The 14,680-nt window shown below is 68.4% G+C and carries 14 protein-coding genes and 1 tRNA gene; 7 read left to right on the plus strand and 8 right to left on the minus strand.

Annotation, left to right across the window (positions count from 1 at the left end; all coding sequences use genetic code 11):
- The first annotated feature begins 73 nt into the window (after window positions 1-73).
- From ABZ420_RS03650 to ABZ420_RS03665, 4 genes are all read left to right on the plus strand, one after another.
- Entirely contained in the window at window positions 74-1,036 is a 963-nt protein-coding gene (locus ABZ420_RS03650) for a hypothetical protein (RefSeq protein ID WP_357116723.1), read from the plus strand.
- Complete coding sequence (locus ABZ420_RS03655) at window positions 1,033-1,479, plus strand: ABA4-like family protein (RefSeq protein ID WP_357116725.1); 447 nt, start codon at window positions 1,033-1,035, stop codon at window positions 1,477-1,479. The genes ABZ420_RS03650 and ABZ420_RS03655 overlap by 4 nt, the downstream gene beginning before the upstream one ends.
- Window positions 1,476-2,018 carry a hypothetical protein gene (locus ABZ420_RS03660; protein ID WP_357116727.1) on the plus strand — a complete coding sequence of 181 codons (543 nt, stop codon included), beginning with the start codon at window positions 1,476-1,478 and terminating at the stop codon, window positions 2,016-2,018. Before ABZ420_RS03655 ends, ABZ420_RS03660 begins: the two co-directional genes overlap by 4 nt.
- 144 nt (window positions 2,019-2,162) lie before the next feature.
- A complete protein-coding gene (locus ABZ420_RS03665; RefSeq protein ID WP_357116729.1) occupies window positions 2,163-3,113 on the plus strand; it encodes an alpha/beta hydrolase family protein in 951 nt (316 codons plus the stop codon).
- A gap of 138 nt (window positions 3,114-3,251) precedes the next feature.
- Here the strand turns inward: ABZ420_RS03665 and ABZ420_RS03670 are convergent, their stop codons facing one another.
- Complete coding sequence (locus ABZ420_RS03670) at window positions 3,252-4,715, minus strand: MFS transporter (RefSeq protein WP_357116731.1); 1,464 nt, start codon at window positions 4,713-4,715, stop codon at window positions 3,252-3,254.
- A gap of 134 nt (window positions 4,716-4,849) precedes the next feature.
- Between ABZ420_RS03670 and ABZ420_RS03675 the strand changes: the two genes are divergently transcribed.
- Window positions 4,850-5,788, plus strand: coding sequence for a LysR family transcriptional regulator (locus ABZ420_RS03675; protein ID WP_357116733.1), 939 nt, complete (start codon window positions 4,850-4,852; stop codon window positions 5,786-5,788).
- A 6-nt stretch (window positions 5,789-5,794) separates the two neighbouring features.
- On the opposite strand, the gene ABZ420_RS03680 is transcribed toward ABZ420_RS03675, so the two are convergent.
- From ABZ420_RS03680 to ABZ420_RS03700, 5 genes are all read right to left on the minus strand, one after another.
- On the minus strand, window positions 5,795-6,874 hold the full coding sequence (locus tag ABZ420_RS03680; RefSeq protein WP_357116735.1) for an ADP-ribosylglycohydrolase family protein: 1,080 nt from the start codon (window positions 6,872-6,874) through the stop codon (window positions 5,795-5,797).
- Window positions 6,875-6,922: 48 nt separating this feature from the next.
- Entirely contained in the window at window positions 6,923-7,798 is an 876-nt protein-coding gene (locus tag ABZ420_RS03685) for a metal ABC transporter permease (protein ID WP_357116737.1), read from the minus strand.
- A 25-nt stretch (window positions 7,799-7,823) separates the two neighbouring features.
- On the minus strand, window positions 7,824-8,558 hold the full coding sequence (locus ABZ420_RS03690; RefSeq protein WP_357116739.1) for a metal ABC transporter ATP-binding protein: 735 nt from the start codon (window positions 8,556-8,558) through the stop codon (window positions 7,824-7,826).
- Window positions 8,555-9,427 carry a metal ABC transporter substrate-binding protein gene (locus ABZ420_RS03695; RefSeq protein WP_357116983.1) on the minus strand — a complete coding sequence of 291 codons (873 nt, stop codon included), beginning with the start codon at window positions 9,425-9,427 and terminating at the stop codon, window positions 8,555-8,557. The genes ABZ420_RS03690 and ABZ420_RS03695 overlap by 4 nt, the downstream gene beginning before the upstream one ends.
- 162 nt (window positions 9,428-9,589) lie before the next feature.
- A complete protein-coding gene (locus ABZ420_RS03700; RefSeq protein WP_357116741.1) occupies window positions 9,590-10,837 on the minus strand; it encodes a cytochrome P450 in 1,248 nt (415 codons plus the stop codon).
- A 231-nt stretch (window positions 10,838-11,068) separates the two neighbouring features.
- Here ABZ420_RS03700 and ABZ420_RS03705 point away from each other — a divergent pair, with 231 nt between their 5' ends.
- Window positions 11,069-12,433 carry an FAD-dependent oxidoreductase gene (locus ABZ420_RS03705; protein ID WP_357116743.1) on the plus strand — a complete coding sequence of 455 codons (1,365 nt, stop codon included), beginning with the start codon at window positions 11,069-11,071 and terminating at the stop codon, window positions 12,431-12,433.
- A 17-nt stretch (window positions 12,434-12,450) separates the two neighbouring features.
- Entirely contained in the window at window positions 12,451-13,341 is an 891-nt protein-coding gene (locus ABZ420_RS03710; RefSeq protein ID WP_357116745.1) for a class I SAM-dependent methyltransferase, read from the plus strand.
- A gap of 6 nt (window positions 13,342-13,347) precedes the next feature.
- Here the strand turns inward: ABZ420_RS03710 and ABZ420_RS03715 are convergent, their stop codons facing one another.
- On the minus strand, window positions 13,348-14,169 hold the full coding sequence (locus ABZ420_RS03715; RefSeq protein WP_357116747.1) for a DUF1206 domain-containing protein: 822 nt from the start codon (window positions 14,167-14,169) through the stop codon (window positions 13,348-13,350).
- A gap of 161 nt (window positions 14,170-14,330) precedes the next feature.
- A tRNA-Ala gene (locus tag ABZ420_RS03720) sits at window positions 14,331-14,403 on the minus strand.
- Window positions 14,404-14,680: the final 277 nt, after the last annotated feature.

Genomic DNA, 14,680 nt, shown 5'->3' on the forward strand with positions numbered 1-14,680 from the left:
TAGTACAGCTATCCATAATTGTTACTGATAGTAGAACTATCGATAGTTTGAGTTCCTGAAAGGTCTACGTGTCGTGACCGCCCTCTTACAGCGTTTCCCCGCACTCTCCTGGCATCGGCCGCTGATGCTGCTCGCCGTGGCGATGGCGCTGCTGGTCGTCTGGTCGATCGGGGGAATGATCATCGACGACCGCACCCTGACCGGGTTGCCGATCTGGGCCAAATCCGCCAAGTTCGCCCTTTCGGTGCTGATCTACGCCGTGACCTGGGCGTGGTTGTTCGCCCAGCTCACTCGATGGCGGCGCATCGCATGGTGGGCGGGGACGGTGGCGGCGCTCGGCCTGGCCGTGGAACTGATCGTCATCACCACCCAGATCGTGCGGGGGACGACCAGCCACTTCAATTTCACGACGCCGTTGAACGCGGCGCTGTGGAACGTCATGGGTTCGTCCATCGTGGTGGTCTGGATCGCCACCCTCATCGCGTCGGCGGCGTTGTTCGCCGACCCGGCTGCCGACCCGGCCCGCAACGCGGCGATTCGGTGCGGCGCCGCGCTCTCGCTCGCGGGCGCCGCATTGGGGGTGCTGATGGTGCGGGCCACGCCCGAGCAGCGAGCGGCGGGCGGTTCGATCAGCGGCGCCCACACCGTCGGGCTTGCCGACGGCGGCCCCGGACTGCCCCCGCTCGGCTGGAGCACGGCGGGCGGTGATCTGCGTATCCCCCATTTTCTCGGAATGCACGCCTTGCAGGTGATTCCGCTGGTGCTGCTCGCCCTCGAGTACGGTTCGCGGCGGATCCCGGCCTTGCGCCCGGCGCGGACCAGGCGAACGCTCGTCGTAACCGCCGCGGCGACCTACGCGGCGGTGCTCACGGTGCTGACCTGGCAGGCGCTGCGCGGGCAGTCGGTGGTCCATCCCGACGCGGCCACCCTGGCGGCTTTCGCTGCGACCGCTCTCGGTGCGACGGCGTTCACGGCCACCGCGCTGCGACCGAAACAAATTGCGGCGCAAAGCTTTCCGGCAGGTGCGAACCGATGACGGAACTGCTCTTCGATCTCACCTTCTGGTTCGCGGCGCCGTTCTGGGCACTGATGATCCTCGCGCCGACATGGCGGAGGACCGCCGCGCTCGTCGCCTCGCCGCTCATCTGCCTCCCGCCCCTGATCATCTACGCGGCCCTGGTCGTGCCCGAGTTCGGCGCGTTCGCCATGGCGCTGATCCGTCCGGAGCTGTCCGGCCTGCGGGCGGTACTCGGGGAAAGTTCCGGGGCAGCGGCGGCATGGGCGCACTTCGTGGCCTTCGACCTGTTCCTCGGGCGCTGGATCTTCTCCGACAGCCGCACCCGCGGCCTGCCATCGCTGCTGATCAGCCCGCTGCTCGTGCTCACCATCCTCTTCGCGCCGCTCGGCGTCCTGCTCTACCTGCTCATCCGATTCACCACGACCCCGGCGCCCGGCCGGACCGTCCCCATGGAGGCATGATGGAAACCCTCATCGTTCTGCTGACCACCCTGCTCGCGTTGCGCACGGCGGGGGCCCTCGGGGCGCGCCGGTTCGCCGCCTGGCCCACCTGCGCCGCCTACGCCCTCGGCGTGATGCTGATCATGACCGGCACAACGCATTTCCTGCCGGAGGCGTTCGCCGACTCTCCCGTTCCCACCCACGGCGATCTGCTCCCGATGGTGCCGCCGGTCGTGCCGTTCCCCGGCGCGATGGTCTACCTGACCGGCGTCCTGGAACTGCTCGGCGCGGCGGCCCTGTTCCGCACCCGCACCCGCCGGGCCGCGGGGCTGGGGCTCACGGCCCTGTTCGTCGTGATGCTGCCCGCCAACATCTACGCAGCCGTCTCCGACATCCCGTTCAACGGCGCACCCGCGACACCGCTGTGGGCACGCATTCCGGAGCAGGCGCTGTACATCGGCGCGGCGCTGTGGGCGGCCGGTGCCCTGCGGTCCAGCCGGCGAGGTGACCGTGACCACGGCCTTTCCGCAGGGAGCGCTCCGGAGAACACGGTGGCCTGACGGCACAGCGCCATACCTAGCGGGAGGCACCATCGATTGACGCGTCATCGAAAAGCATTGCCTTGGTGACGTTTCGACTCCCGGATGAGCGAGAGACGTTACGGCGCAATGAATGCCGTGGCCGCGGATGGGTACAACAAACTAGTGAGTGCTTCTAAGTATTTGGGCGTGCTCGTCAGCGCGCTGGCGACCGCTGTCGCAGTGTCCGTCTTCGCCGTACAGCCCGCCGCAGCCGAGGCGGCGCGCGCGCACGTGGTCGGGCAGGTTCCGCTCGGCGGCGCGGTATCGCAGATCGATGTCTATTCGCCGTCCATGGATCGGGTGGTCACCAATCGGGTGATCCGTGCGGCGGGGGGCGGTCCGGCGCCCACGCTGTATCTGCTCACCGGTATCGGCGGTGGGGTGGACGGGATCTCGTGGTGGGACGACACGGACGTGCGTGAGTTCTTCGCCGACAAGCGAGTCAATGTGGTGATGCCGGTCGGTGGCGCGTTCAGCATGTACACCGACTGGCGCGCCGACGATCCGGCGGTCGGACGAAACCGGTGGCAGACCTATCTGACCCGGGAACTTCCGCCGACCCTCGACGCCGAACTCGGGACGACCGGACGCAACGCGATCGCCGGGGTGTCGATGAGCGCAGGCTCCGCGATCGACCTCGCGATCCAGGCGCCCGAGGTGTACGACGCCGTCGCGGCCTACAGCGGGTGCCCGTGGGCCGCGGACGCCGCGGGCGCGGCGATGGTCACCGCGCAGGTCATCCGTGGCGGGGGCAACCCGGGCAACATGTGGGGATCGCCGGGCGACGCGCTCTGGCAGGCACACGACGCTTTCGCCAATGCGAGTGCGCTGGCCGGGAAAACCATCTTCTTGTCCGCCGCTTCGGGCACTCCGGGCGCGATAGATCGCGGCCTGCCCTTCCCCCCGATCGAGGCGATCGCGAGTTCCTGCACGGCGGCCTTCGCCGACCGTCTCGAGGAACTCGGGCTACCGGCGATTCACGTCAACCGCTCGGAGGGCTCGCACACTTGGGGACAATTCGAGACCGACCTGCACGACTCCTGGCCGCACCTGGCCCCCGCACTGGGCGCATAGGGATTCTCTCGAGCCGTCGAGCGCTCCCCCTGCTACCCACAGGGCGGAGCCCCGACGACGCCCGTCTTGCCGGACAGCACGCGAGGCCGAACCCCGTCACGCCCGGAATCCGAGGGCGGGCAACATCGTCCGACAGCGTTATTCGCGGCGGTCTCGATGCCCGCCGTCGAGCCTTCCGGCGTCCGAGGGCCGACGAGGGCTGCGCATCCGGACCGCCAGAACCATCGCCAGACCGCAGGTGACGAGAAGCGCCGCGACGGCGAAGGTCCACTGCGTACCACGTGCCACCTGCTCCGGCGCGGCGACGGTGACATCGCTCGCGCCGACCGCGAAGGCGAAGACCGCTCCCATGACCGAGGCTCCGGTGATGAGGCCCAGGTTGCGGGAAAGGTTCAGCATGCCCGACACCAGGCCGCGCTGGTGCGGCGCGACGTCGTTCATGACCAACGTGTTGTTGGCCGCCTGGAACAGCGCGTAGCCGCAGGTCGTGATCATCAGCGGCAGCACGTATCCGATGACCCCGGCGGTGGTGGGCAGCATCGCGAGCGAGGTCGTGCCGCCGATCACGGCGCCGAGCCCGAGCACCACCATCGGCCCGGCGCCGAAGCGATCGGTGGCGCGCCCCGCGGGCACACCGGTGAGGGCGGACACCGCCGGACCGGCCGACATCACCAACCCGACAACGGCGGGAGCGAGATGCAGGGCACGGGCGAGATGAAAGGGGCCCAGGACAAGGGTGGTCATGACGACGGTCGAGACCAAGGCGCTCGTCGCCAGACCGGCGGAGAGGACGGGGTCGCGGAACAGGCCGAAGGTGAGCAGCGGGGCGTCGGCCCGGCGCTCGGCCACGACGAACAGACCGAGGCACACCGCGCACGCACCGAGCAACCCGATACCGAGCGGGCCGAACCTCCCGTCGATCGTCATGGCCGTGGCGTAGGCGCCCAGGGTGAGAGCCAGCAACAACGTGCCCAGGATGTCGAAACGCGACCGCCCCGGTTTCTTCTCCGGCGCGGACACGGTCAGCGCGCGGTTCGACAGGGTGATCGTGAGCAGCCCGAGCGGCACGATGACCAGGAAGATGGCGCGCCAGCCGAAGGCGGCGACGAGGATTCCGCCGAGCGAGGGACCCAGCGCGGTGCCCACCGCCGACATCGTCCCGAGCAGACCCATGGCGCGGCCGGTGCGGTCCTTCGGGACGGTTTCGCCGACGAGGGCCATGGTCAGCGCCATCATGCACGCGGCGCCGACTCCTTGCAGCGCCCGAGCCGCGACCAGGACGGCCAGGGTCGGGGCGAGACCGCACAGCAGCGTCGCGCCGGTGAACACGCCGATGCCGACGAGCAGCAGCCGTCGTCTACCTGTGATGTCACCGAGCCTGCCCGCGCCGACGATCAGCGACGTGGTGGCCAGCAGATAGGCGATCACCACCCACTGCACCTGGTGGAAGGAAGCGCCGAACGCCACCGCCATGGTGGGCAGCGCGACATTGGCGATGCTGATGCTCAGCGACGGCAGCAGCATCGACAGCGAAAGCGCGAGCAGCGGCCGGGGCGCAGGCTGAACGGGCGATGTCCGCACGGGTGGTTGCGCTGGTTTCACGACGATGACCTCTTCGATCGGGGGTGTCCCCTTGGACGCTAGGTCCCGCCCTCACCTGGCGGAAGGCGCACAAATGGAAAGCCGATTGTGCACCGAGCGCCATGTCACGAACGAGCTTGTGCGATCGTGTGCGCATGGCTCGGCCCGATCTGAACTTGCTGATCACTCTGGATGTCCTGCTCGAGGAGGGCAGCGTCACCCGGGCGGGCGAACGGCTCGCGCTCAGCCCGTCGGCGATGAGCCGCCAGCTGGCGCGGTTGCGCCGGGCCACCGGTGACCCGCTGCTCGTGCGGTCGGGTCGCGGGCTCACGCCCACACCGCGCGCGGTGGAACTGCGCGACCGCGTGCGTGACCTGGTTCGGGAGGCCGAACAGGTGCTGCGACCGGCCGGCGCGCTGGATCTGGCCGGGCTGGCCAGGACCTTCACGGTGCGGAGCAGCGACGGCTTCGTGGAGCGGTTCGGCCCCGAATTGGTGGCCGAGATCGGCCGCGCCGCCCCGGGCGTTCGGCTGCGCTTCGTGCAGAAGACGAAGAAGGACACCGGTCCCTTGCGCGATGGCAACGTCGACCTGGAGGTCGGAGTGATCGAGCGCGCGCTGCCTCCGGATATCGCGAGCACTTTCCTGTTCGCCGACCGGTTCATCGGGGTGGTGCGCAGCGAGCATCCGTTGCGCACGGGGGTGATCACGACGGCCCGCTATGCCTCCGCGCGGCACGTGCACGTCTCACGGCGCGGCCTGGACGAGGGCTTGGTCGACGAGGCTCTGCACCCCACCGGACACCGGCGGGAGGTCGTGACGGTCGTGGACGGTTTCGGCGCCGCTTTGGCGCTGGCGAGATCCTCGGATCTGGTCGCGACGGTTCCGGAGCGCCACACCACGGTCCTGCGGCGCGGGATGCACTCGTTCGCCCTGCCCTTTCGCGCTCCCGAGGTGACGGTGTCGTTGCTGTGGCACGTCCGGTTCGAGGCGGACGCGGCGCACCGCTGGCTGCGCGGCCGTGTGCTCGAGGTGTGCCGGCGACCGGACGGCACGGGAGTGGAGAACGCGGTGCGCGAGGAATCCTCGTCCTGATCGTCGTCACAGACCTTCGTCGCGGGGGTATCGCGGGGCGAGCCCGGCCCGGTCGCCGAGACCGAAGTTCATGACGAGATCGTCGGCGACCCGGACCAGCACATCGCGCCCCTCGACCGCGGCCGCCCACTCCATCGGCAGTCCCGAGACGCCGTGCACTGCGCCGATCAGATTGCCCGCCACGGCGCCGGTGGAATCGGAGTCGCCGGAGTGGTTCACCGACAGCAGCAGCGCCGCGCGCACATCGCCGGTCCTGGCCGCGTGCAGAGCGCAATACACCGCGATGGCCAGGCACTCCTCCGCGATCCACCCCTCGCCGACCTGCTCCACCCGTTCGGCGGAGACCGCCCCGTCGGACAACTCGACCGCCCGGGTCAGTGCTTCCACGGTTTCCGCGCTCGCGGGATGGGCCCGAAGCTGGTCGACCGTCTCGCGCACCGCGATCGGCAACTCGATACCGGTCACCACGCGATCGATCAGTGCGGCGAACGCGCCCGCGGCCAGATATCCGGTGGGATGTCCGTGGGTCAGCTGCGCGGCCCGTGCCGCTGTGCTGAACGCCTGGTCCGGCCCCACACCGGCCAGCCCGAACGGCGCGGACCGCATCACCGTGCCGCAGCCCTTGGAATGCGCGTTCACCGGACCGGGTTCGCCCAGCGGCGCCGGCGCGAGGTATCCCCGCGCTTGCTGGTTCAGACCGGACATACACGCGTTCCCCGGTGCGCGCGTCGCGTACAGGAAGGGCAGACTCGCCAGCCACCCGTCGACGTGCGGCGCCGGCTCCTTTTGACGCTGGGTCTGCAACCAGCGCAGATACGCTCGGCGCAGCGCGGGCACCGGATCGGCGCCCGGCTGCGACCGCAGCAATCCCTCCGCGGTGAACAGCGTCATCTGGGTGTCGTCGGTGATCTGCTGCGGTGCGTCCACGGCGTGCTGCGGCAGGAAGCCCGTCACCCCGTCGTCGCCGTAGCGTTGCCGGATCTGCTCCAGCCGCAGGAATTCGATGGGCCACCCCAGCGCGTCCCCCACTGCTCCGCCCAGCAGAGAACCGCGGACCCGATCGAAGATCGTCGTGTAATCCACCACGAGACATCATCTTCGCGCATGCGGAGCGCGGTCCACCACCGGTGCGGCTTATTCTCGAACGCTCATCGGATCCGCGCGACGTGCCGCGAAGATCCGCCGTCCGAGCACGCCTTGCCGGGGTGCGAACAGGTACACGGCCGTGAAGAACAGTCCCTGGACCACCACGACCATGCCGCCGGGAGCCGTATCCAGGTGGTAGCTCAGGTACAGACCCGCCACCGCACAGGTCACCGAGACGGTGGGGGCGATGATCAGCATCCGGCCGAAGCGGTCGGTGAGCAGGTAGGCCGTCGCGCCCGGGATGATCAGCATGGCGACCACGAGGACGACGCCGACCGCTTGCAGGGCGACCACGGCGGTGAGGGCCAGCAGGCCGAGCAGTGCCGTGCCGAGCAGCCGGGGGCTGAGGCCGATGGCGTGCGCGTGCGTGGGGTCGAAGGCGTACAGGGTGAAGTCACGGCGTTTGAGGACGAGCGCGGCGAGGGTGATCGCGGCCAGGATCACCACCTGGATCAGCTCGGCGCGGCTCACACCCAGCAGATTGCCGAACACGATGTGGTTCAGGTCGGTCTGGCTCGGCGTCACCGAGACGAGCACCAAGCCGAACGCGAACAGCGTCGTGAAGACGATGCCGATGGCGGCGTCCTCCTTGATCCGGCTGGTGTCGCGCACCACGCCGATCAACGCCACCGCCAGGAACCCGAACACGATCGCGCCCACCGCGAACGGCAGCCCGAGGATGTAGGCCAGCACCACCCCGGGCAGCACGGCATGCGAGACGGCGTCCCCCATCAGCGACCACCCGATCAGCACCAGCCAGCAGGACAGCACCGCGCACACCAGCGCCGCTGTCACGGTGGTGGCCAGCGCACGCACCATGAACTCGTAACGCAAAGGGTCGATGAATATTTCGGTCCAGCTCATGCGTCCGTCCCACACTCGGCCGGGCTCACACCCGGTTCATCACATCCAGGCCGAACGCCCTGGCCAGGTTCTCCGGGCGCAGCACCGCATCGGGGCTGCCCTGAGCGAGCACCGTCCGCATCAGCAGCACCGCCTCGTCGGCGAGGCCGGGCAGGGCGTGCAGATCGTGCGTCGACACCAGGATGGTGGCGCCGTCGGCGGCGAGCTCGCGCAGCAGCGCGGTGATCGTGGCCTCCGAACGCTTGTCGACGCCCGCGAACGGCTCGTCGAGCAGCAGGACCGTCGCGCCCTGCGCCAGCCCGCGCGCGACGAAGGCGCGCTTGCGCTGCCCGCCGGACAACCGGCCGATCTGCCGGTCGGCGAGATCGGTCAGTTCCACCCGGTCCAGCGCCTGCGCGACGGCTTCCCGATCGGCCCTGCGCGCCCGACGGGTGATACCGAGCCGCCCGTACCGCCCGGTCATCACCACATCCCGCACCGAAAGCGGGAAAGTCCAATCGACGTCCTCGCTCTGCGGGACGTAACCGAGAATCCCCGCACGGCGCGCCGTCACGGGGGCGCCGCCGTCGATCCGCACCGTCCCCCGGTCGGGCCGGGCAAGACCCATGATCGTCTTGAACAAGGTGGATTTGCCGGAACCGTTCATCCCGATGAGACCGCACACCCGCCCGGCATCGACGGTCAGGTCCACATTCTCGAGCGCGGGGACCTCGCCGTAGCGGACGGTGACGCCGCGCACCTCGATCGCGGGCGTGCTCATGGGCGGTGGCCCGTCAGCGCGGAACCGATAGTCTGCGCGTCGTGCCTGATCAGCGCCAGGTAGGTCGGCACGGGCCCGTCTGCCTCCGACAGCGAATCGACGTACAGCACGCCACCGAACGCCGCGCCGGTGGCTTCGACCACCCGGCGCATCGGCGCGTCCGACACCGTGGACTCACAGAACACCGCAGGCACCCGCTGACCTCGGACGAAGTCGATGGCCGACGTGATCTGCTGGGGCGTGGCCTGCTGCTCGGCATTGACCGCCCAGATGTACTTCTCGGTGAGTCCGGCGTCGCGGGCCAGGTAGGAGAAGGCGCCCTCGCACGTGACCAGAGCGCGCTCGTTCGGCGGTAGGGCGTTCAAGGTGCCGGTCAATTCGTCGTGCACCTTGCGCAGCTCGGACTTGTACCGCTCCGCGTTGGCGCGGAAATATGCCGCGTGAGCAGGTGCGAGTTCACCGAACGCGCGAACCATGTTGTCGACGTAGATCTGGGCGTTGTGCGGCGACATCCACGCGTGCGGGTTCGGTTTGCCCTGGTAGGCGTCCTCGCGGATCGGCAGCGCGGCGACGCCCTCGCTCACCACGACGTGCTTCACCCGCAGGTCGGAGACGAACTGGGCGAACCACGCCTCCAGATTCAATCCGTTGTCCAGGATGAGATCCGCTTTGGACGCCTTCTTGATGTCGCCCGGTGTCGGCTCGTAGCCGTGGATCTCCGCACCCGCCTTGGTGATCGACTCCACGGTCAAGTGCTCGCCCGCCACGTTCCTGGCGATGTCCGCGAGCACCGTGAACGTGGTGAGCACCACCGGCCGGTCGTCGGCGTCCGCCTCCGGCGCGGCGCAGCCGGTGAGGGCGCCTGCCATGGCGCCCGCCGCCATTGCCGCCACCCATCGACGCGGAGACCGAGCGAGCACGCTGCGGAGCCGAACCTTCATGCACAGAGATGATAAGTTCGGCGAGCCTAACTTACAAGTTCGAGCGAATGAAACACCTCGCGCTCGCCGCGTCCGGTGGTTGCCCACGGCTCACAGCAGCGGCAACGGCGGAGACTCCGGGAAGACGATCGGCAGAGCGGTCAGCGCTCGATGGAACGGGCCCGGCCGCCAGGTCAGTTCACCGGGCTCTACCGCGAGGCGGATCTCCGGCAGGGCGTCGAGCAGTTGATCGATCGCGTCCTGGGCGATCAGGTAGGCCAGCGAATTCGCCGGACACGCGTGCGGACCCCCGCCGAACGCGAGATGGGCACGATTGCCCGCGAATTGTCCGGCGCGGATCGCGGGATCGGTGTTGCAGGCGGCGATGCTGATCACGACCGGTTGATGAGCGGGCAACCAGACGTCGTCGATGAGGATCGGCTGCTTCGGGAAGCTGAAGCAGAAGTTCGCCATCGGCGGATCGTTGAACAGCACCTCGTCCAGAGCATCCCGGGTGGACAGGCTGCCGCCGAGCACACTGCCGCCGAACCGCTCGTCGGTGAGGATCAGCAGCAGCGTGTTGACGATCAGATTCTGCTGGGGCTCGATGCCCGCGCCGTACAGCGTGCCCAGCTGGTGCACCATTTCGGTGTCGCTGAGCCCGGACGGGTGCCGGAGCATGCGCGTGGTGATGTCGTCCCCGGGTTCGGCCCGTTTCAGCAGGGTCAGCTCCCCCAGCGAATCGATGAGCATCTTGTTCCCCCGCTCGGCATCGACACCCTCGAAGATCGCGGCCATGCCGGTGGCGGCGCGCTCGGCGATCTCGGCCGGGCAGCCCAGCATGGCGTTCAGCACCGCGAAGGAGAGCGGAAAAGCATACTGGCGCACCACATCCGCGGACCCGTCCGCACAGAACGAGTTGATCAGCGGCGTCGCCAGCTGCGCGACCGTGTCGCGCAAGCCGTACATGTCGATCTTCTCCAGCCCCGCGACGTTGGCCTGCCGGTAGCGGGCGTGCTCGGCCCCGGCATTCCGCAACGCGTTCGGCCGCCACTGCATCATCGGCAGCACCGGGCAGTCGGCGGCGATGTCCTGCTGCCACGCGCGGGGGTCGGCCGGAAAGTGTTCCGGGTCGTTCACGATCCGCACGGCGGCGTGATAGCCGATCACCAAGGTCGCCGGTAAATCAGGCGCCAGTTCCACCGGCGCCAGCGAGCCGTATCGAGCCCTCATCTCGCGATACGCAGCGTGCGGATCCGCGGCGAATTCGGCGGAGTACAAAGGGATCCGCGGGCCGTCGGTATCGATCGGCGAACCATGCGGCGCGTGGCTGTGCGCGGAGGACGGGGACATCGTCATCGAAAGGGCTCCAGGCGGTCGGACAACAAGATCCGAAGCGTAGGCAGCTTGCCGAGCGTCCGTACGGCAAATGGCGAGAGATGACCGGCCAGTGCAATTTGCTATAGAATTGCCCGAGATTCGACGCGTAGACCTGATCGAAGGCGAATGCACCCGCTGTGCTGAGAGCTCCGGTCGAGCGCAGATGACACGGCGGCCGTGCGCGCTACTGCGACACGAGGACGGCACGCCATGACAGACGTCGACTTTTGCGTAATCGGCGGGGGATTCGCGGGACTGACGGCCGCGCTGCGGCTGAAACAAACGGGCCGATCGGTGGCGCTGCTGGAAGCGCGCGACCGGCTCGGGGGGCGCACGTTCACCCGGGTGCGCGACGACGGATCGTGGATCGATCTCGGCGGCGCCTGGATCGGGCCGGGTCAAGACCGCGTCCGGGCGCTGATGACCGAGTACGGGGTACCGAGCTACAAGCAGTACACCGACGGCGAGGCCATGATGGTCGTCGACGGAAAGCAGCACCGGTACACCGGCACCATCCCGTGGACCATGAGCCCGTGGGCGGCGATGAACCTCGGGGCGGTGTTCCTCGAACTGGGGCATATGTGCAAGTCGGTTCCCCTGGAAGCGCCGTGGTCCGCGAAGAAGGCCGACAAATGGGATCAGGTGAGCTTGGCGCACTGGCTGGAAGGCAATGTGCTGTCCAAGCCCGCGCACGATCTGCTCGAGACGGCCATAGCCGGCTGCTACACGTCGGCGGCCTCGGAGGTGTCGTTGCTTTTCGTGCTGTACCAGATGGCATCCGGCGGCGGTCCCAGCTTCGTGCTCGGCGTCAAGGACGCGGCGCAGGACGCGCGGCCGGTCGGTGGCATGGGCGCGATATACCGGCCGATGGCGGCCGAACTCGGCGATTCGATCCACCTGTCGCAGCCGGTGCGCTGCATCCATCAGGACGACGAGGGAGTCATGGTCCGCGCGACCGATATGACGGTGCGCGCGCGCCGGGCGATCGTGGCCGTCCCTCTCGCGATCGCAAGCCAGATCTCCTACCGGCCGATGTTGCCGGTAGACCGATCGTTCCTGCATCAGCGCATGCCGAGCGGCTCGATCATCAAGGTCTCCGCCGTGTACGACGAACCGTTCTGGCGCGACGACGGCCTGTCGGGACAGTCGGTCGCCCCGGGCTCGCCCGCCACGGTCACCATCGACGCGTGCACGGACACCGGACGCCCCGGGGTGCTGTGCGTGATCATCGAGGGGCCCATCGCACGACAGGTGGGCCGACTCGACGAAACCGAACGAAGAAGCGCGGTACTCGGCGCACTCGTCGAGCGGTTCGGCCGTAAGGCGGGATCCCCCGTCGACTACATCGAGCAGAACTGGAGCGCCGAGCGGTACTCCGGCGGCGGGATGCTCAGCCACGCGCCGACCGGCGTGCTCACGCAATTCGGCCATGCGCTGCGCGAGCCGTGCGGACGCATCCACTGGGCGGGCACGGAGAGTTCCGCGGTGATGTGCGGCTGGATCGACGGAGCCATCCGCTCCGGCGAACGGGCGGCCAGCGAAGTCATGGAACACGAGACCGCCGTGGTGGGCTGACAGGAAGTGGGTGCGGTATGCGAACCGATGGAGACGTCTGGGACATCGTCAGTAGCGTCGGGCTCACCGCCTTGGGTGTGGCGACGTTCCGTGCGCTGGAGGCGGCCTCTCCCGATCCCTTGATCCAGGACGATTACGCGCCGCTGTTCGTGGCGGCCGCGGGTCATCCGCATTTCACCGGTCTGCTGGCCGATCCCTCCCCGCTCGCGGACACGCCGCTGGTCCCCGGCTTCATGGGCTTCCGCACCAAGTTCTTCGACGAGTTCTTCCTGTCGGCCGTCGCGGACGGCGTTCGGCAAGCCGTGATCGTCGCGGCGGGATTGGACGCGCGAGCGCATCGTCTCGACTGGCCCCCGGCGACCACGGTATTCGAGATCGATCAGCCCAAAGTCCTGGATTTCAAGGAGAAGGTTCTCACCGAGAACGGCGCACGACCGAAGGCCCGGCGGCGCACGGTGCCGGTGGACCTGCGCGAGGACTGGCCGGCCGCCCTGCGCGGCGCGGGCTTCCACCCCGATGAGCCCACCGCATGGTCGGCCGAGGGGCTGCTGCCCTATCTGCCCGGCGCGGCGCAGGACAGATTGTTCGAGCACATCGACGAGCTGTCCGCGCCCGGCAGCCACCTCGCCGTGGAGAGCTTCGTGACGGGCGTCGACGTCAAACGCTTCGCGAGCATCGAGACGAAGTATTTCGATCGCTACAACCCGTTCGGGGACATCGACCCGGCCGAACTGTTCTACGACGACGAACGGGCCGATCCCGCGCAGTGGCTGTCCGGCCACGGCTGGTCGGTGCGCTGCTTCAGTCCGAGCGAGCTGGCCGCGTCCTACGGGCGATCGGTCCCCGACCTCCCCGAGGAACTCGACAACCTGTGGCGGCAGCCCCGGCTGCTGACCGCGGTGCGTTGACCGGCCCTACATCTTGGCGCTGCGGGCCATGACGAAGCTGTAGAGCCCGTAGGTGATGATGCCCAACCCGGCGATGAGGAGCAGGGCCACGCCGAAGGGTTGCGCGCCGAGCGTCTTCAAGGCTCCGTCCAGCCCGGCGGACTTGTTCGGATCGTCTTTCGTCGCGGCGAGGATGACGAGCAACCCGACCGCGGCCACGGCGAGTCCCTTCGCGATGTATCCCACGGTGCCGAGCCGCCGCACGAAGGCGCCCTGGGTCCCTCGGAGGTCGTCGAGGAAGTTCCGGCTCGCTCCCTTGTACACGTGGTAGCCGCCCACGCCGATGATGATCAGCCCGCCCACGACCAGCGCGACCGTGCCCGCCGTGTGCTGCATCAGACGCGCGGTGAGCCCGACGCTCTGACTGCTGCTGGACTGTCCGCTGCCCTGCGCGAAGCGGAAAGCGGTGATCGCGAACGCCAGGTAGACCACCGACAGCGAGAGCGCCTTGACCCGGTCGAACGCCTCGGACTTCAAGCTGCCGGAGCCCGGCTCGGACGCTTTGCCGAAGACCGCCTCCGCCAGCCGCCACAGCGCCATCAGCACGAACGCGACCACGCCGATCCACAGGGTGACCACCCCACCCGGTTTATCGGCCAGTTCGGCCATCGCCCCCGACTGATCGGCACTGCCCCCGCCCCCGAGCGCGAGCCTGATGGCGATGTAACCGATCAGCAGATGAACAAGGCCCGACATGACGTAGCCCGCGCGGGCGAACCGCGCGAACGTGTCGTTCTGGGCGATCCGACCCGCGGTGGACGAGGCGTGCGAGAGATTCGTTTCAGTCATGATGCTTCTCCAACGGATGCTGCGGTACGGGGGCCGGTCACAGAACATCGACCGGTTACCCAGATCCGCCGGGAAAGCACACGGCGGAATCGCACCCGCGAACACCGTGAAACGAGAAAGGCTCATGCCCTGGGGTGAGCACGAGCCTTCGAGAAGAAAAGTGGAGCTAAGGGGACTCGAACCCCTGACCCCCACACTGCCAGTGTGGTGCGCTACCAGCTGCGCCATAGCCCCTGGTTGGTTGCGCTCCGGCTTCCCGGCCGCGCTTGAATGAAGTTACACCAACGGTATGTCGGCGACCAAATCGCCTCGATTCGGGGGGTGACAGAGGGGGCGAATCGGCTTAGTATCGAACATGTGTTCGAATCGAGTTCGATCAGGGCGTAGGGCACTAGCCGGTTGGACGCTCGGAACGGCCAGAGCAGATGGGGTTGCTGGTTTGTTCGTTTCGAGTGTCCGGCTCCCCGACCGGAGTCGGAGCGGATGTGAGACACCTCGAGGTGCGGTCTAG

Origin of the sequence: Nocardia sp. NPDC005745 (genome assembly GCF_040630775.1) — a bacterium.
Taxonomy (GTDB): Bacteria; Actinomycetota; Actinomycetes; order Mycobacteriales; family Mycobacteriaceae; genus Nocardia.